The organism is Bradyrhizobium sp. TM233 (assembly GCF_036247965.1).
GTDB lineage: Bacteria > Pseudomonadota > Alphaproteobacteria > Rhizobiales > Xanthobacteraceae > Bradyrhizobium > Bradyrhizobium ottawaense.
In genome coordinates this window covers 63208-80631 of the sequence record NZ_BTIG01000008.1, presented here as the reverse complement: position 1 = coordinate 80631, position 17424 = coordinate 63208, and the positions used below count along the sequence as shown (strand labels likewise).

The 17424-nt window shown below is 66.5% G+C and carries 17 protein-coding genes; 8 read left to right on the top strand and 9 right to left on the bottom strand.

The window, feature by feature from the left end; translation table 11 throughout:
• Positions 1–81: 81 nt before the first annotated feature.
• The gene (locus AABA86_RS18450; RefSeq protein ID WP_338307816.1) at positions 82–972 is read left to right on the top strand and encodes a LysR family transcriptional regulator; all 891 of its coding nucleotides are present in this window, start codon (positions 82–84) and stop codon (positions 970–972) included.
• A gap of 30 nt (positions 973–1002) precedes the next feature.
• On the opposite strand, the gene AABA86_RS18445 is transcribed toward AABA86_RS18450, so the two are convergent.
• The gene (locus tag AABA86_RS18445; protein WP_338307815.1) at positions 1003–3225 is read right to left on the bottom strand and encodes a DNA/RNA non-specific endonuclease; all 2223 of its coding nucleotides are present in this window, start codon (positions 3223–3225) and stop codon (positions 1003–1005) included.
• A gap of 306 nt (positions 3226–3531) precedes the next feature.
• Entirely contained in the window at positions 3532–3744 is a 213-nt protein-coding gene (locus AABA86_RS18440; protein WP_338307814.1) for a hypothetical protein, read from the bottom strand.
• A gap of 46 nt (positions 3745–3790) precedes the next feature.
• On the opposite strand from AABA86_RS18440, the gene ruvX reads away from it, so the two are divergent.
• Both ruvX and AABA86_RS18430 read left to right on the top strand, forming a co-directional pair.
• Positions 3791–4276, top strand: a complete 486-nt coding sequence (ruvX, locus tag AABA86_RS18435) for a Holliday junction resolvase RuvX (RefSeq protein WP_338307813.1) — start codon at positions 3791–3793, stop codon at positions 4274–4276.
• A gap of 3 nt (positions 4277–4279) precedes the next feature.
• Positions 4280–5203, top strand: coding sequence for an AEC family transporter (locus tag AABA86_RS18430; protein ID WP_338307811.1), 924 nt, complete (start codon positions 4280–4282; stop codon positions 5201–5203).
• On the opposite strand, the gene AABA86_RS18425 is transcribed toward AABA86_RS18430, so the two are convergent.
• From AABA86_RS18425 to AABA86_RS18415, 3 genes are all read right to left on the bottom strand, one after another.
• Positions 5200–5964, bottom strand: a complete 765-nt coding sequence (locus AABA86_RS18425; protein WP_212245034.1) for a CPBP family intramembrane glutamic endopeptidase — start codon at positions 5962–5964, stop codon at positions 5200–5202. The genes AABA86_RS18430 and AABA86_RS18425 overlap by 4 nt on opposite strands.
• A gap of 62 nt (positions 5965–6026) precedes the next feature.
• Positions 6027–7670, bottom strand: a complete 1644-nt coding sequence (locus tag AABA86_RS18420; RefSeq protein WP_338307809.1) for an isovaleryl-CoA dehydrogenase — start codon at positions 7668–7670, stop codon at positions 6027–6029.
• 21 nt (positions 7671–7691) lie between these two features.
• Entirely contained in the window at positions 7692–8450 is a 759-nt protein-coding gene (locus tag AABA86_RS18415; RefSeq protein ID WP_212245038.1) for a M15 family metallopeptidase, read from the bottom strand.
• 180 nt (positions 8451–8630) lie between these two features.
• Here AABA86_RS18415 and AABA86_RS18410 point away from each other — a divergent pair, with 180 nt between their 5' ends.
• From AABA86_RS18410 to AABA86_RS18395, 4 genes are all read left to right on the top strand, one after another.
• The gene (locus AABA86_RS18410) at positions 8631–9578 is read left to right on the top strand and encodes an aspartate carbamoyltransferase catalytic subunit (RefSeq protein WP_018321103.1); all 948 of its coding nucleotides are present in this window, start codon (positions 8631–8633) and stop codon (positions 9576–9578) included.
• A 5-nt stretch (positions 9579–9583) separates the two neighbouring features.
• On the top strand, positions 9584–10885 hold the full coding sequence (locus AABA86_RS18405; protein WP_212245290.1) for a dihydroorotase: 1302 nt from the start codon (positions 9584–9586) through the stop codon (positions 10883–10885).
• A 29-nt stretch (positions 10886–10914) separates the two neighbouring features.
• Entirely contained in the window at positions 10915–11511 is a 597-nt protein-coding gene (gene plsY, locus AABA86_RS18400; protein ID WP_028143933.1) for a glycerol-3-phosphate 1-O-acyltransferase PlsY, read from the top strand.
• A gap of 172 nt (positions 11512–11683) precedes the next feature.
• The gene (locus AABA86_RS18395; RefSeq protein WP_338307808.1) at positions 11684–12874 is read left to right on the top strand and encodes a patatin-like phospholipase family protein; all 1191 of its coding nucleotides are present in this window, start codon (positions 11684–11686) and stop codon (positions 12872–12874) included.
• 8 nt (positions 12875–12882) lie between these two features.
• On the opposite strand, the gene AABA86_RS18390 is transcribed toward AABA86_RS18395, so the two are convergent.
• From AABA86_RS18390 to AABA86_RS18380, 3 genes are all read right to left on the bottom strand, one after another.
• On the bottom strand, positions 12883–13485 hold the full coding sequence (locus AABA86_RS18390) for a cupin domain-containing protein (RefSeq protein WP_338307807.1): 603 nt from the start codon (positions 13483–13485) through the stop codon (positions 12883–12885).
• Positions 13486–13528: 43 nt separating this feature from the next.
• Positions 13529–14386: a helix-turn-helix domain-containing protein gene (locus tag AABA86_RS18385; protein WP_338307805.1), complete on the bottom strand. Its 858-nt coding sequence runs from the start codon at positions 14384–14386 to the stop codon at positions 13529–13531.
• Positions 14387–14461: 75 nt separating this feature from the next.
• On the bottom strand, positions 14462–15703 hold the full coding sequence (locus tag AABA86_RS18380; protein WP_338307803.1) for an amidase: 1242 nt from the start codon (positions 15701–15703) through the stop codon (positions 14462–14464).
• Positions 15704–15794: 91 nt separating this feature from the next.
• On the opposite strand from AABA86_RS18380, the gene dprA reads away from it, so the two are divergent.
• Positions 15795–16937, top strand: a complete 1143-nt coding sequence (gene dprA / locus AABA86_RS18375) for a DNA-processing protein DprA (protein WP_338307802.1) — start codon at positions 15795–15797, stop codon at positions 16935–16937.
• On the opposite strand, the gene AABA86_RS18370 is transcribed toward dprA, so the two are convergent.
• Positions 16934–17380 carry a winged helix-turn-helix transcriptional regulator gene (locus tag AABA86_RS18370; protein WP_338307800.1) on the bottom strand — a complete coding sequence of 149 codons (447 nt, stop codon included), beginning with the start codon at positions 17378–17380 and terminating at the stop codon, positions 16934–16936. The genes dprA and AABA86_RS18370 overlap by 4 nt on opposite strands.
• Between the last annotated feature and the right edge of the window lie 44 nt (positions 17381–17424).

The following is a 17424-nucleotide window of genomic DNA, read 5'->3' as shown; positions in this document are numbered from 1 at the left end:
TGGACAGGAAGATTAGGCGCGAATATCATTCTTCAAAATTGAATTCTACAGAACGCTGCCATCTCAAAAGAGAAACGGGCCATGGAACTCAGCGATCTCAACACCTTTGCAGCAGTCGCCCGCACCGGCGGCATCACTCGCGCCGCGGAAGAGCTGAACACCGTGCAATCCAACGTCACCCAGCGCGTCAAGGCGCTGGAGGCGGAGATCGGCACGCCGCTGTTCGAACGCCACAGCCGGGGCATGACGCTGACCGGCGCCGGCAGGCGCCTCCTGCCCTACGCGCAACGGATGGCCGCACTCTCGCGTGAAGCCGTGCTGGCCGCGCGCGACGATGGCGCGCCAAAGGGACCGCTTGCGATCGGCTCGATGGAGACGACCGCAGCGGTGCGGCTGCCGCCGCTGCTCGCCGATTTCCACCGCCGCTTCCCGGCCGTGCGCCTTTCCTTGCGTACCGCGCCAACCGCCGACCTCGTCGCGAGCGTGCTCGAAGGCGCGCTCGATGGCGCCTTCGTCGCAGGTCCGATCGCGCATGACGACCTCGCTGCGACGAGCGCCTTCCGCGAGGAGCTGGTGCTGGTCAGCGCGCGTCGCTGGGCCTCGCTTGCCGAGCTGCGCGCCGGCACGCCGGAGTCCGGCCCGACCGCGCTGGTGTTCCGCACCGGCTGCACCTACCGCCAGCGGCTGGAGCAGATCTTCGTCGAGTTCGGCTGGCCTTCAGCCGCACGCTTCGAGCTCGGCACACTCGACGGCATGATCGGCTGCGTCGCCGCCGACATGGGCGTGACGTTGCTGCCGCGCGCGGTCGTCGAACGTAGCGCAATGAATGGCACCGTCTCGATCCACACCCTGAGCGCCTCGCATGCGCGGGTCGAGACACTCTTCATCCAGCGTCGCGCCGGCCATCAAACCAGCGCGCTGAGCGGCTTTGCCGCCTGCCTGAAGACCGACGAGGACGTCATCGCAGCCTGACGCGGTGACGCCGCGTCAGGCCGCGCTGTTCTAGAGCCGAATGTCCTCATAGGACTCGATCCGCCGCGGGCCGACCGAGGTCGCCTCGTGCGAATCCGAGTCGGCGAGATTGCCGAAGTCGAGCTTGGTCAGTTTCGCCAGGTCCGCGATCGAGACCTGGAAGACGCTGACGTCCTCCTCCGACATCTTTTCGCGCAGATCCACCTCCTGGATGCGATCGATTTCCATGACCAGCTTTCGCTGGCTCATCAGGAAGGCCGCCGCCTTGAGCGCGTCGTCATCCTCGTTGCGCCGGATCAGGATCTTCCAGAAATATTTCGGGATTTGAACGCCGCCGAAGCTCGGGTCCTTGTGCGGCCGCCCGGCCGGATTGGGCAGATCGGATCCGTCGGCATCCGGCCCGTCGAACACCGGACCGTTCATGACGATGCCCTTCTCCTCCCCTTCGAGCAGGACATCGCGCGTATAATCCTCCAGTCCCGCCCAGAGCTGCTTGCCCTGGTTGAACGAGAAGAACTGCGGCGAGCAATTGGTGAAGTGGAAGGAATCGTCGCCATGCTGCTTGGCCGCGGCGACGGTGTCGCCCCAGGTCGCATCGAGGCGGCGCACGAGATGACCGCGATCGAACGGGTTCTTGCTGCGGTCCGCTTCGAAGGTGGCCTGCTTGCGGTAGAACTCGTCGCCGATCTGGGCATCGTCGTCGATGCGCGGATCGCGCAGCCAGGAATCGCCTTCACGCTTGCCGACGTCCTGCTGCTGGCCCCCGTCGATATTGACACAGCTGAAGAAGGCGAGCCGGCGCTCCTTGTTCATGACGACGCTGTAGTTGAAATATTTCAGCTCGGACTGCTTGGCGCTGCCCTTGAGCGTCGCGATCCGGGACTTGAGGGCGGCCGGAATCTTCGGCAGGGACACCGAGAATTTGCCGGTGCCGAGGAAACTCGCCTTGTAGCCGGGACGCGATTTCAGCGTGCTCTGATCGATATGCACGGCTTCCATGGGCAGGCCGTTGTTCGCACTGATGTGCGGCAGCAGGCCGGCCGGCGGCGGGATCAACGGCGTGCCGCCGTTCTGCATGCCGCCGTTCGGCGCTCCTCCGTTGCCCCCCGCCGGGCCCGGCACGGGTGCCAACGGCGCGAACGGGATTTCCTTCCTGAACATCGGCAGCGGCACCCGGATCGGGACCACCAGCGCGGCGCCGTCGAGCGACTGCTCGACCCAGATGTTGGCGCCGTAAGCGGGCGCGGCGACCGGCGCGCGGACCTTCTCGTTCTCCTGCCGGTTCGGCGGCTCCTCCTCGTCCAGCACCGGCTTGATCAGGGGATGGGAGCCGACGGCGACCTTGAGATCGGCGACGATGGCGCTGATGCGGATGCCTTCATTGGCGACCCAGTCGATCAGGGATTCGTCCATCGACGACTTCCACACCTTGCCGTCCTTGGTCAGGGTGCGGCCCTGCCCATCCTTCCGGGGAACGCCGCTGTGGTGCAGCGCGACCACTTGCCAGAAGCGATTGAATGCCGGCGAGCCCGATGATCCCGCCGTCGTATCGGTGTTGTACCAGAGGAAGTCGCCGACATATTTGAGCAGCTTGTTCTCGCGGACGCAGACCTGCTTCATCTGCCCGCTGGGATGCTGGACGATGGTGAGGTACTCGCCGGGGTCCGCCTTGCCGGGCGCGCCGCTGAGCGGCAGCCATCCCCAATCCTCGAGCTCCTCCCCGCCTGACAGCGAGGTCGGCGCCACCGCGACGATCGAAAAATCCAGCCTGTCATTGGTGTAGAAGAATTTGCCCGGCTCGAAGCCGAACCGCACCGGCACGCGCTCCTGTCCGGAGACATCGAGCTCATAGTTGAAATCGGCGATCGAATTGGCGGCCTCGGCCGGCTTGCCGAAGACATGATGGTTGGTCAGCAGCAGGCCCGGCCCGATCAGAAAGCCCGAGCCGTAGCCGAGCAGATTCGACTTGAGATCCCTGAGCTGAATGCGGCAGACCGAGCGCGAGGCCGCGGTCCCCTTGGCGAGGTAATTGATGCTGTCGAGATCATTGCCCTGGATGATCCGCTCCAGGCCGATCTCGGCCTTCTCCACATCCTGCGTCTCGGCCAGCAGCTGGCGCTGGCGCAGGCGCATCTTCTCGACCGTCATCTCGATCGGACCGTCGCCCAGTTTCCGGTTCAGGGCGTCGGGTGAGAACTCGGCTTGCTTGAATCGCCTTTCTGAGCCCGCGATCAGGCTTGGCTTGATGAGCATCGTGACCTCTCAAATGATTGGGCGAATATGGGACGTGGTCGGGGCGCATTAAAAATTTGCGCCAAGGTTGCAGCACGGGCGGGACTGCCGGTCGCTGCCGATCGTTCTGGAAATCGGGGCACGCGCCCCACACTACTTTAGACCTATATATCTACATCGCCGCAACCAGAGCGTCAATCGATGCGCGCAGCCGGAGACGCGACATCATGCCATGGTCGGCGGCGTCCGACGTGTGAGATTTGCCACAAATGATCGACGCACTTTGTGCATCACGATTGCGCGCGCATGTTGCCGCCGCCGGATAATCTACGGCTTCAGCTGCCACCGCCGTAGCGCCACGACGGCCCAGATCGCTTCCACCAGCCCGAACGGCCAGGCGCCCTGGAGAAAGCCGTAAGCCGAGCCGAGCGCGCAGGATGCGGCGAACAACAGCACGAACCAATGGCTGCGATCTTCCAGGGCGTAACTGACCAGCGTCGCCGTGACGGCGAACAGACCGAATAATGTCAGCGCATCCATTGTTCCGGGTTCACTCCGCGGCGCAACGCGTGATATGCGCTACGCCATGCCGGCTCTTATCCTGCCTCTCGTCGATGCTGCAACCCACTGGCCCGCCCGCGGCGCGCTGGTCGGGCTCGACCTCGGCACCAAGACCATCGGCGTTGCCGTATCCGATCCGGACCGGCGGCTTGCGACCGGCGTCGAGACGGTCCAGCGCAAGCAGTTCAAGCAGGACGCCGCCCGGCTGCTCGCGATTGCGGCCGAGCGCAGGGTGGTCGGCTTCGTGCTCGGCCTGCCCATCAACATGGACGGCAGCGAGGGTCCGCGCGCGCAATCCACCCGCGCCTTCGCCCGCAATTTCGCCGGCCTGACCGCCCTGCCCATCGGCCTGTGGGACGAGCGGCTCTCGACCGCGGCCGTCGAGCGCGAACTGATCGGCATGGATGTCAGCCGCGCCAAGCGCGCCGAGGTCATCGACGAGCACGCCGCGATCTTCATCCTGCAAGGCGCGCTCGACCGCCTCGCCAATCTCCGTTCAGGGACCACCTGACCGATGGCCGTCGTGATTGCGGCGCTGCTGCCGGTCTTCATCCTCATCGTGCTCGGTGTCGTCTTGAAGCGCAGCCTGATGCGGCTGGACACGCAGTGGCACGGGCTGGAGCGGCTGACCTATTTCGTGCTGTTTCCGATGCTGCTGATCCAGACGCTGGTGAAGGCCGACCTCTCGAAGGTGCCGGTCGCCGGCGTCGGCGGCGCGCTGCTGCTGTCGGCGCTGGCGATGTCGCTGCTCTGCCTCGCGCTCCGCCCCACCCTAGCCCGGCTCGATATCGACGGGCCCGCCTTCACCTCGATCTTCCAGGGCGCGACACGCTGGCAGACCTTCGTGGGGCTGTCGGTGGCCGCCAACATGTTTGGCGATGTCGGGCTGGCGCTCGCCTCTGTCGCGATGGTCGCGATCATTCCCCTCGTCAACGTGTTGAGCGTCGTGGTGCTCGCCCATTACGCCGCGCCGGAGAAGCAGTCAGCGCGGACCATCGTCATGACGGTGATCCGCAATCCCCTGATCTGGGCCTGCGCGATCGGGCTCTTCGTCAATGTCACCCATCTGCCGCTGCCAAAACTCTGGCACGAGGTGGCGGACGCGCTCGGCCGCTCCTCGCTCGCGATCGGCCTGCTCGTCACCGGCGCCGGCCTGCATCTCGAAGGCCTCTTGCGTCCAAGCCTGGCCGCGGCCATCGGCGTCGTCTTCAAGCTCGCGCTGATGCCTGCGCTGGCGCTGGCGCTGGCCGTCTGGTTCGGACTGTCGGGCGACAGCCGCGCCATCGTGGCGATCTGCGCGGCGGTGCCGACCTCGTCCAGCGCCTATGTGATGGCGCGCCAGATGGGCGGCGATGCCCCGCTGCTGGCGCAGATCATCACGCTGCAGACGATCTTGGCGGCGATCACGATGCCGATCGTGATCGCGCTGGCGGCCTAGCTCCCCAGCCACATCGTCAGCACCACCGCGGTCAGATTGTTCAGTGCGTGCAGCACGATGGTGAGCCAGAGAGAATTCGCGCGATAGCGCATGTAGCCGAACCACAGGCCGATGGTGAAGACTTCGGCGAGGAAGTACATGTCGTATTGCAGGTGCACGACCGTCCAGACCAGCGACGACAAAAGTATCGCGCCGGGCACGCGCAAAAAGCTCCCCGACCAGCCGCGAAAGAGGAAGCCGCGCGCCAGGATCTCCTCCGACATCGGCGCAGCGACGCTGAAGGCGAACAGCAGCAGCAGCGCCGCGCCCTTGTCGCGACCCGATTTCAGCAGATCCGTCATGAAGCCCGGCGTCGCCTCGCGGCCGAGCGCGCGCGACATCGTCTCCCAGACCAGCACCAGCAGGATGAGGCCGGCCGCGCCGAACAGGAGCTGCCTCCAGGACGGCCAATGCAGCGCGAGATAGTCGACGAAGGAGGCTTTCTTGATGGCAATGGCGAGCCACACCGCCAAGACCGTCGCCGGCAGGCCCATGATGACCGAGAGCGCGAGGGCCTGCGGATCGTGGCCGACCGCCTGGATCGAGGCGAAGTCCATGGGAAGGCCGCGCTGCGCCACCAGCAGGACGACGGCGCCGATCTGCCCGACGAACATCGCCACGAAGATGAAGAGGCCCCACAACGCGGTGCCCCAGAACATCCAGACGCGCGGCGGCGCAGGCGTCACGGTCAGCGGCGGATGGTCGGGATTGAGGGAGTCCATCAGGAGGCTTTCGTTGGGTTCAACCCGTCATTCCGGGGCGCCCGGAATGACGGAATAAATGATCACGGCAGCGCCCGCTCCAGCAGCGCGCGCATCTCGCCGCTCTCCAGCTCGACCGCGCCATACATGCTGGCGTGGGTCGCTGCGAGGCGCGTGGCGGCAAACAGTTCGGCGTGGCGCGGCGACACGCCGTTGAGCGCCGCGGCGGCGGCAAGCAGTGCCAGCTTCTCGACCGCAAGCCGCGCCACGCGCTCGCCATCGGCGCGGCGGAAGGTCTGACCGATGAACGCAATCGCTTCGCCTGCTCCGGGCAGGCCCTTCGTCTCGGCCGCAAGCGATTGCAGCACCGCCATTGCGGCCTCCGGCTCGCGCGAGAGCGCGCGGAGCACGTCGAGGCACATCACGTTGCCCGAACCTTCCCAGATCGCGTTGACCGGCGACTCCCGATAGTGCCGCGCCAGAATGCCGTCCTCGACATAGCCGTTGCCGCCCAGGCACTCCATGGCCTCATAGAGGAACGGCGGCGCACTCTTGCAGGTCCAGTATTTGATCGCAGGAGTCAGGAGCCGCATATAGGCGGCCTCCGCCGCATCGTGCGGCATGCGGTCGAAGGCGCGGCACAGCCGGATCACCAGCGCCGTGCTCGCCTCCACATGCAGCGCCATGTCCGACAGCACCGCCCGCATCAGGGGCTGATCGGCCAGATGCTTCTGGAACACGCTGCGGTGACGAGCGTGATGCAGCGCATGCGCCAGCCCCGAGCGCATCAGGCCGACGGAGGCGATCGCGCAATCCTGGCGCGTCAGCTGCACCATCTGGATGATGGTGCGGATGCCCTTGCCCTCCTCGCCGACCCGTTCGGCGTAAGCACCGACGAACTCGACTTCGGACGAGGCATTGGAGCGATTGCCGAGCTTGTCCTTCAGCCGCTGGAACTGGATCGCATTCACCGAACCATCCGGCGCAAAGCGCGGCATGAAGAAACAGGTCAGCCCGCTGTCCGCCTGCGCCAGCACCAGGAACGCATCGCACATCGGCGCCGACATGAACCATTTGTGGCCGGTGATGCGATAGGCATCGCCGTCGGGCACGGCACGCGTCATGTTGGCACGCACGTCGGTGCCGCCCTGCTTCTCGGTCATGCCCATGCCGAGGGTCATGCCGCGCTTCTGCCACCACGGCGCAAAGCTCGGGTCGTAGCTCCGGGTCGACAGCACCGGCATCACCTTGCCGAGCAGATCCGGCTGCATCGCCAGCGCACCGACGGAGGCGCGCGTCATCGTGATCGGACAGAGGTGGCCGGTCTCGACTTGCGCGGCCATGTAGAATTTTGCGGCGCGGATAACTTCGGCGGCATCGCCCGCAGGTCTGCCGTTCGCGGTCCAGGTCGAATTGTGGACGCCGGCATGAGCGCTGTGCGCCATCAGCTCGTGATAGGCCGGGTGAAACTCCACCTGGTCGCGGCGATTGCCTTTTGCGTCGAAGGTGCGCAGCTTCGGCGTGCTCTCGTTCGCGACGCGCCCGCGATCGGCCATCGCGGCCGAGCCCCACTGCCTGCCGAACTCGGACAGCTCGCGTTCCGCCGCCGCGCCGCCATTGGCCTTCACCGCATCGATCAGCGGCCGATCCACGGCGAACAGGTCGATATCCTCGAACGGCGGCGACTGGTTGAAGACCTCGTGGGTCGCGAAGCTCGGCTGGGTCATCAGGTTTCCTCGGCGCGGACTTTAGTTCCGGCGCGGCTGAATCGGGAAATCATAGGCTGCCCCGCCGGCCCCCGGCAGGGAAAAATGCCACCACTCCTTCGAATAGTTCACAAAGCCTTGCCTGGCCATCGCAGCCACCAGCCGCTTGCGCCAGGCGCGCTGCTCCGGTGTGATCGACGGTGCCGCAGTATGGCCCCTCGTGTCGGTGCAATCGTAGCCGGTGCCCATGTCGACGCTGCCTTCGGGCGCGCGCGCTTCGACCGGCGCCGTGCAGTCGGCATAGGTCTTTGCCGCATCATATTTGGCGGCGTTGTCGGCTTTGAGATCGACCAAGGTCAGATCGAGGGCGGCACCCGTCGAATGCTGCGAGCGGCTCGCGATGTAGCCGAGGCGGAACAGCTCGGTCTTGGGGATCTTGGGATTGTAGCGCCGCTCGGCGACCGTCTCGTGTCCGTTCTGCGACCACTTCACCATGTCGAGCGAGGCCCGCGCCGGCCGGTAGCAGTCGAACATCTTCAGCGAGAGGTTTTGCGCCGCGAGCTCCTGCTGCACCGCCTTCAGCCGCAGCCCGACCTCGCGCTTCACCACACATTCGCCGGCGCCGTAGCCGGCGAGCGGACGGCCGACGAAATTGTTCGAGGTGGCATAGCGGATGTCCTGGATGATGCCGGGATCGATCTCGCGCAGATAGACGAAGCCGCCGGGGAGCGATTGGGCCAACGCGGATGAGATGGAGGCGATTGTTAAAAGTACGATCAAAATCGATTTGATGGAGCGCATCTAAACTTCCCTGTCATTCCGGGGCGATGCGAAGCATCGAACCCGGAATCTCGAGATTCCGGGTCTGGCGCTTGCGCGCCATCCCGGAATGACCGTGTACCAGACTCCTCAGGGGATAACTCCCCGCCCCGGCATTGGCCCTTGCCCCCTCATGCATCCGCGCCTATAGCTCTCGTTTTAATGACATCGAAATCGACCTTCGTCCTCGGCCACCGGCATTTGCTGGGCATCGAGGGCCTTTCCGCGGCCGACATCACCGGCCTCCTCGACCTGTCCGAAGAATATGTCGAGCTCAACCGCCAGGTTGACAAGAAGCGCACCGTCCTGCGGGGACGGACGCAGGTGAACCTCTTCTTCGAGGCTTCCACCCGGACCCAATCCTCGTTCGAGCTCGCCGGCAAGCGCCTGGGCGCCGACGTCATGAACATGTCGGTGTCCTCCTCGTCCATGAAGAAGGGCGAGACGCTGATCGACACCGCGATGACGCTGAACGCGATGCACCCGGACATCCTGGTGATGCGCCATCATGCCTCCGGCGCGGTGGAACTGCTGGCGCGCAAGGTTGACGGTTCCGTGATCAATGCCGGCGACGGCGCCCATGAGCATCCGACCCAGGCCCTGCTCGACGCGCTCACCATCCGCCGCAACAAGGGCCGGATCGAAGGGCTCGTGGTCGCGATCTGCGGCGACGTGCTGCATTCGCGGGTCGCCCGCTCCAACATCATCCTGCTCAACACGATGGGCGCCCGCGTCCGCGTGGTCGGCCCCACCACGCTGCTGCCGCCGGGCATCGAGCGGATGGGCGTCGAGGTCGCGCGCGACATGCGCGAGGGGCTCAACGGCGCCGACATCGTCATGATGCTGCGGCTGCAGCGCGAGCGCATGAACGGCTCCTTCGTGCCGTCGTCCTCCGAATATTTCAACTATTTCGGGCTCGACCAGAAGAAGCTCGCCTACGCCAAGCCCGACGCACTCGTGATGCATCCGGGCCCCATGAACCGCGGCGTCGAGATCGACTCGATCGTGGCCGACGGCGCGCAGTCCCTGATCCGCGAACAGGTGGAGATGGGGGTGGCCGTGCGCATGGCGGTGCTGGAAGCGCTCGCCCGTAACCTGCCGAACGCGTGATGCCGATGTTGACCGATCGCCGCCCCATCCTGCTCGCCAACGCCCGCGTCGTCGATCCCTCCAGGGATTTCGACGGTGTCGGCGACGTCCTCATCGCCGACGGCGCCATCCGCGAGACCCGCCGCGGCATCGGCGCGGCCGGCGTCCCCGAAGGCACCGACATCGTCAACTGCACCGGCAAGATCGTGGCGCCCGGCCTGGTCGACATGCGCGCCTTCGTCGGCGAACCCGGCTTCAGCCATCGCGAGACCTTTGCCACCGCGAGCCAGGCCGCCGCGACCGGCGGCATCACCACCATCATCTGCCAGCCCGACACGTCTCCGGTGATCGATAATTCGGCGACCGTCGACTTCGTGATGCGTCGCGCCCGCGACACCGCGATCGTCAACATCCAGCCGATGGCGGCCCTCACCAAGGGCATGCACGGCGATGAGATGACCGAATTCGGTCTGCTCAAGGCCGCGGGCGCCATCGCCTTCAGCGACGGCGTCAGAAGCGTGACCAATGCGCAGGTGATGCGGCGCGCGCTGACCTACGCGCGGGATTTCGACGCGCTGATCGTGCACTACACCGAGGACCCCGATCTCGTCGGCGAAGGCGTGATGAACGAGGGCGAGTTCGCCTCGCGTCTCGGCCTGATGGGCATCCCGAATGCCGCCGAGGCCGTGATCCTCGAACGCGACATGCGCCTCGTGGCATTGACCGGCGGCCGCTATCACGCGGCCTCGCTGACCTGCATCGACTCGCTCGAGATCCTCCAGCGCGCGCGCGACGCCGGGCTCGCCGTCAGCGCCTCGGTCTCGATCAACCATCTTGCGCTGAACGAGAACGACATCGGCCCCTACCGCTCGTTCCTGAAACTGTCGCCGCCTTTGCGGACCGAGGACGACCGCCGCGCGCTGGTGGCCGCAATCGCCTCCGGCCTCCTCGACGTCATCATGTCAGACCACAATCCGCAGGACGTCGAGGTCAAGCGCCTGCCGTTCGCCGAAGCCGCTCCCGGCGCCGTTGGTCTCGAAACCATGCTGCCCGCTGGCCTCCGCCTCGTGCACAATGGCGAGCTGGAACTGAAGACGCTGATCCGCGCGATGTCGACCCGGCCGGCCGAAATCCTGGGGCTACCGGGCGGAACCCTGCGTGCAGGCAGCCCGGCCGACGTCATCGTGATCGACCCCGATGTGCCCTGGGTGGTCGATCCCGCCGATCTCAAATCGCCCTGCAAGAACACCCCGTTCGACGAGGCCCGCTTTACAGGCCGCGTGGTGCGCACCATTGTCGGCGGACGCACGGTCTACGAGCATGTCTGACGTGAAATCCAGCCTTTGGAGCTGCCGCCATGGGGCTTGAAGCATTTCTGCCGGTGGCCTTCGTCATCGGCTACCTCCTCGGCTCGATCCCGTTCGGGCTGGTCCTGACCAGGCTCGCCGGCACCCAGGATATCCGCTCGATCGGCTCCGGCAGCATCGGCGCCACCAATGTGCTGCGCACGGGACGCAAGAGCCTTGCGGCGGGCACCCTGCTGTTCGACGCGCTCAAGGGCACCGTGGCGGTGGTGATCGCCGGCTACATCGCAGGACCCAATGCCGCCATGGTGGCCGGGCTCGGCGCCTTCCTCGGCCACCTCTTCCCGGTCTGGCTCAAGTTCAAGGGCGGCAAGGGCGTGGCCGTCTATATCGGCATCCTGCTCGGACTGTTCTGGCCCGGCGCCGTCGTGTTCTGCCTGATCTGGCTGGCGACCGCCTTCACCACCCGCTACTCCTCGCTCTCCGCGCTGGTGGCGGCGTTCGTCACGCCAATGTTCCTGTGGTGGTTCGGGCACCTCGCGCTCGCAGCCTTGTTCGCGGTGCTTACGCTGCTCTTGTTCTACGCGCATCGCGAGAACATCAAGCGATTGCAAGCCGGCAAAGAAAGCCGGATCGGCGAGAAGGCGTAGTCGCTTCGAGGTCGGCGTCTAAAGCCGGGACATCTACGGATACCGAAGCCCCCTCTCCGCATTATATGTCAAATCCTGTTCGCAACTGCCGGCGCTTTCGCGGCAGGCAGTAGCGAATGTGTTCCATGCCTGTCATCCTGACAGTCGAGATGGCGTTACGCGGTTGCTCAGAATGAGCGAGAAGATGGTCGGCGCGCATGACGGGGTCGGTTCGCGAGGTGCGTTGCGCACCGCGGCAAGCCGGCTGCTCTCGACCACCGACATCTGGTCCGATGCGCCCTCGCCGCCTCCCGCGCCTCCCGTCTTGCCGCCAGCGCCGCAGCCTGATCCGATCGCGCAAGCGCCTGTGACGGCCGAGATAGTGACCACGACCGCGCCCGTTGCGCCAGCGCAGCTGCCCGCCGGCCAATGGCCGCCGCGAAAGCTATCGCTGGCGCTGCAGGGCGGCGGCACCTTTGCCGCCTTCACCTGGGGCGTGCTCGAGCGGCTGCTGGAAGAGCCGATCGAGATCGACGCCATCAGCGGCGCCAGTGCCGGCGCCATCAATGCGCTCCTGCTCGCCTCCGGCCTTGCCGAAGGCGGCCGCGAAGCTGCCCGGGCGCGGCTGGGCCGGTTCTGGCTCCGCCTCATGCACGAGGCCTCGTTCCGCTCGCTGATGCTGGTCGGCGGATTTTCGCCGGCGGGAAGCTCGGTCGCGTTCGGTCCGACGCTGCGCTCCGGCCAGTTCGATCCGTTCGATCTCGATCCGCTGCGGCAGGCGCTGACGCGCGACATCGATTTCGCCGCCCTGCTCACTCCGGGGTGCCCGAAGCTCTTGATCGCGGCGACACGGATCCGCGACGGCCAGCAGCAGATCTTCCGCAACGATGCCATCACCGCCGACGTCGCGCTGGCCTCGACCTGTCCCCCGCTGGTTCATTGCGCCGTCGAGATCGAGGGCGAAGCCTATTGGGACGGCGGCTTTGGCGGCAACCCGCCGCTGCTGCGGCTGGCGCAGGAGACGACGACGTCTGACGTCCTGCTCGTCCAGGTCACGCCGGCGCGTGACACCTACGTGCCGATCACGCTCGCCGCGATCGACCGCCGGCTCGACCAGATCGCGGCCAACGCCGCCCTCAATGCCGAGATCGCCGCGATCGCCTGGGCGCAGGCGCATGCCGCGCCGTCGCTGCGCCTCACCAGGATCGCGGCGGAAGACTCGGTCGACGGCCTGGCGCAGCGTTCGTCCACCGATCTCGGCCACGGCTTCATTCGCCTGCTGCACCGGAGCGGTCGCGCAGCCGCCGAGCGCTGGCTCGGGCAAGATGCGGCCGGGACCGAGGCCCCAAGCGTCTTGTCCGCCGCCGAGCCGGCGCTGCTCTGATTTGCGCCTCAGGCGTTCGAACCAGACCCGGCCCCGGCTAGCGCCTCGCTGAGCGGCTCGATTGCCATCCGGTAGCCGACGAGGCGCGCCACGGGCGCAAGCATCGCGAACAGCAGCTTCTGAAGCCAGATCGGCACGCCCGCGAGATAGAGGTGATCGCGATAGGTGTGCAGCACCAGTGCAATCAGGAGAAAGTTCGGATCGCCCGCTCTAGAGAACCACGCAGGTTGCTTCACCGTGAGCGTCGCGAAATTGGCGAAGAAGCGCAGATGCTGCTGCGCTGGCGTGAACGAGACCTCGAGCTCGGCGTTACCGTCGCCGGCATTGGCGAAATAATGCGGCCTGCCACGTGGCACGGTCACGCTGCCGCCGGCGTCCACCAACTGCTCACGCCCGTCGACGACAAACTTGATGCGTCCACTCTTCACTGCAAAGTGCTCGTCCGCGCCGGGATGCAGGTGCACGAGCGCGTTGCCGCCGCCCGAGCCGTCCTTTTCGAGGGTCACACCGAAACGTGCGACGTCACGGTTGTCGAGCAGTCCGGAGAAGACAAACGTCTCCTTGTTGAAGGCATTGTGAAGCCGAGTGCCGCGGGCGAACTCTGTCGACATGTTTGCGTCTCCTTGCGAAGTCTGGAGACGCGCTGGTAGCGGCCTAGCTGACGAACGTATTGTAAAAATCCGACGACGCAAGTTCGTCATTCCACCCCTGCACTCCGTCGGGCGCGACACGCCGGCAGAACACCTCCGGCGAGCTTCCCGCGAAAGTGCGAAAGTCGCGGATCAGATGCGCCTGGTCTGTGAATCCGCACGCATGCGCGACATCGGCCCAATCGGCGCCGGACCGGCGCGCCGCGATCGCCTGCAGCATCCGCTCGATCCGTGCGAACCGCTTCGCGCTCGCCCCGGTCTCGGTCTTGAAGCGGCGCTGAAGGCTGCGTTCGCCAATGTCGAGGCAATCGGCGAGCCCGCGCATCGAGATCGCCGGATTCCGCCTGATCGCCCGCATAGCCCGTGCAACCAGCGGATCGAGGCGTGACGGCCTCCGCCTCTGCTCGAGAAAGCCCTGCATGCAAGTCACGCGCGCAGCCGCGCTGCCAGCCCCGGCGAGCCGCTTTTCAAGCCATGCGGCAACGTTGTCGCCGAAGATGTCGGAGATTTCGACGCTGGCATCGAGCAGGTCGGCAGGCCTGACCCCGAGCACGCGATCCGCCGCCTCAGGCTTCAACCGCACCAGCACGACACCGACCGGGCCACTCGGCTTCAGCGCCGCCGCGCGCGTGTGCATGCCGTTGACGGTGCCCTTGTAGACTCCGCGGTGCGAGGCCATTGGCGATCGATAATGAACGATCAGAACCGGCGACGTCGTCGGCAGCACCTTGATCGTTCGCGCGCAGGCGGTCGCGGCATCCGCGAGATCGACATCACAAAACGCCTCGACGATCTCGCCGAGACTTTCGTTCGCGGCGAAGAATTGTGGGCCGTGCGGACCCTGTCGGTGCGGGAGAGTCATGAATTCAATTGGTCGGCCGAGGAGCGGCGCAGTTGCCTCCGCCGCGTTTACATAAAGTTGAGGTAAGGCGCACGCTCACGCCCGCGCGAGCGCCTGCTCCAGGAACCACGCCGTCGCGAGCGCGCGCGCGTCGTTGCCGAAGCGCGCGATCACCTGCACGCCGATCGGCAGGCCACCCACCTTCAGCACGGGAACGTTGACGCAAGGATTGCCCATCAAGGTCCACAGCCGGTTGTAGCGGGGATCGCCTGTCGTCGCGAGCGCCTTGGCCGGCGCTGGGCCGGGCGCCGAATAGGTCAGGAGCACGTCGACGCCTTCGAACACTTCGCCGAGCTCGCGGCGGCCGCGACGGCTGATCCGGCGCGCCTCGTCATATTCCTTCGGCGTCAGATGGGCCGTCGCATCGAGGCTCGCCCGCAGCATCGGCGCGATCTCGTCGTGACGCTCGGAAAACTCCCAGGCCAGCGCGCGATGCGCCTCGAAATCCTGGACGATGGGATGGATGCGCCAGGCCTCCTGCACCGCCTCGGGCAGATCGATCGTCTGCACGCTGGCACCGGCGCGCTCCGCCGCCTTCACCGCGGCCAGCAGGCCCTCTTCGGCCGCCGGCTCCACGGCGCCGGCGAACTCCTGCCTGACCACGCCGATGCGCGGCGCCTTCGCCGGGACGATGCCGGAAAATTCGCTGCGGCCGGTCATCGCCAGCAATCCGCACGCGAGATCCTCGGCGCGGGCGCCGAACAGGCCGACCGTGTCGAGCGCCCACGAATAGCATTTCACGCCGACCGTCGGCAGCATCCGGAACGACGGCTTGATCGCAGCAGTCCCGCAATAGGCGGCGGGCCGGATCACCGAGCCGCCGGTCTGGGTGCCGAGCGCGAGCGGGATCATGCCGGCGCCGACGGCCGCCGCCGAACCCGCGGACGAGCCGCCCGGCGAGTGGCCGAAATTATGCGGATTGAGCGTCGGGGTCGGATCGCGCGAAGCAAACGCCGTGGTCGTGGTCTTGCCGATGATGGTGGCGCCTGCCCGCTTCAGCATCATCACGACAGGCGCATCCGCGCGCGGCTGCCAGCCGCGATAGATCTGTGAGCCCATCTCGGTCGGCATGTCAGCGGTATCGATGATGTCCTTGATGCCGACGGCGATACCGCGCAGCGGGCCGGTGCCTTGCGCCTTCGCAGCCTTGTCGTGACGGACGAAGGCGTGGACGTCCTTCTCCCTGGCCTCGATCGCCGCATGCGACTGGGCGATGGCGGCATCGGGCGAAAGCTCGCCCGCTTCGATGCGGCGCTGGAGGTCGGCGAGTGAGATCATGGCAAAACCCTTCTTATTGGCATCGCTTTTAGCATCGGGGCGAGGTCGCGCAAGCGCACGTCGCTGTTGCGCAACGCCCTCAGGTTGTTCCATGCTGCGGCTACAAGGAGACGCCGTGGACGCCATCAATCCGAGCGTGGAGCTGACCGAGGCTGAGCGGATCGACCGTCTGCGGCTGATCCGCTCCGACAATGTGGGCCCGCGCACCTTCCGCTCGCTGGTCGATCATTTCGGCAGCCCGCGCGCCGCGCTGGAGCGGCTGCCGGATCTGGCGCGCCGCGGCGGTGCGCAGCGATCGGGGCGCATCTGCAGCGCGGATGAGGCCAAGGCCGAGCTCGCCGCAGGCCGCAAATTCGGCATCGCCTGGCGCACGCCCGGCGAGGACGGCTATCCGACCCGGCTGGCGATGATCGACGATGCGCCGCCGCTGCTCGCCGTGCGCGGCGATGCCAAAACCCTGATGCGGCCGATGATCGCGATCGTCGGCTCGCGCAACGCCTCCGGCGCCGGGCTGAAATTCGCAGGCCTGCTGGCGCGCGAGCTTGGCGAGGCCGGCTTCGTCGTCATCTCCGGGCTCGCGCGCGGCGTCGACCAGGCCGCGCATCGCACCAGCGTCGAGAGCGGCACGGTTGCGGTGCTCGCCGGCGGCCATGATTGCATCTATCCGCCCGAGCATGGCGACCTGCTCGCCGCGATCCTCGACCACGCAGGCGCTGCGATCTCCGAGATGCCGCTCGGCCACGAGCCGCGCGCCCGCGATTTCCCCCGCCGCAACCGCCTGATCTCGGGCGCTTCGCTCGGCGTCGTCGTGGTGGAGGCGGCGCACCGCTCGGGCTCGCTGATCACCGCGCGCATGGCGGCCGAACAGGGCCGCGAGGTGTTCGCGGTGCCCGGCTCGCCGCTCGATCCCCGCGCTGCCGGCACCAACGACCTGATCAAGCAGGGCGCGACGCTCGTCACCGAAGCTGCCGACATCGTCAATGCGGTCGCACCGATCATGGAGCGGCCGCTGATGATCCCTGCGAGCGAGCCCGACAGCGAGCCGTTCGAGAGCGATCCGAAAGGCCACGACCGCGACCAGATCACCGGCCTGCTCGGCCCCACCCCCATCTCGATCGACGATCTCGTGCGGATGTCCGGCGCCTCGCCTGCGATCGTGCGCACCGTGCTGCTGGAGCTCGAGCTTGCCGGAAAGCTCGAACGTCACGGCGGCGGGTTGGTGTCTCTGATCTAGCGATCGTTGCGCCGATCGAACTTCGTGCGCGCCGCCTCGATCTGCACCAGATGGTCGATCGCCCACTGCCCGAGCGCTTTCACCGGCTGTTGCAGCCCGCGGCCGAGATCGGTCAGCTCATAGTCCACGCGCGGCGGAATGGTCGGAAAGATCGTGCGCGTGACAAGGCCGTCGCGCTCCAGCCCGCGCAGCGTCAAGGTCAGCATCCGCTGCGAGATGCCGTTGATCATGCGCTTCAGCTCATTGAAGCGTTTCGGCCCGTCGCCGAGCATCATGATCACGAACACGCTCCATTTGTCGCCGACGCGCGACAGCACGGAGGCCACGCCGCGGCAATCCGCATGGTTGGGGTCCGGGATTGGATCTGGCCTCGCATCTGACCTCGCAGTTGGCCTCGGCGGAGCAGGCAAATCGGTGTTCTCAGGTTTCAAAGATGTGCCCATGGCTCAAAAAAGTGCGTTCTTGCGGGGATTTCTATGGTCACTCA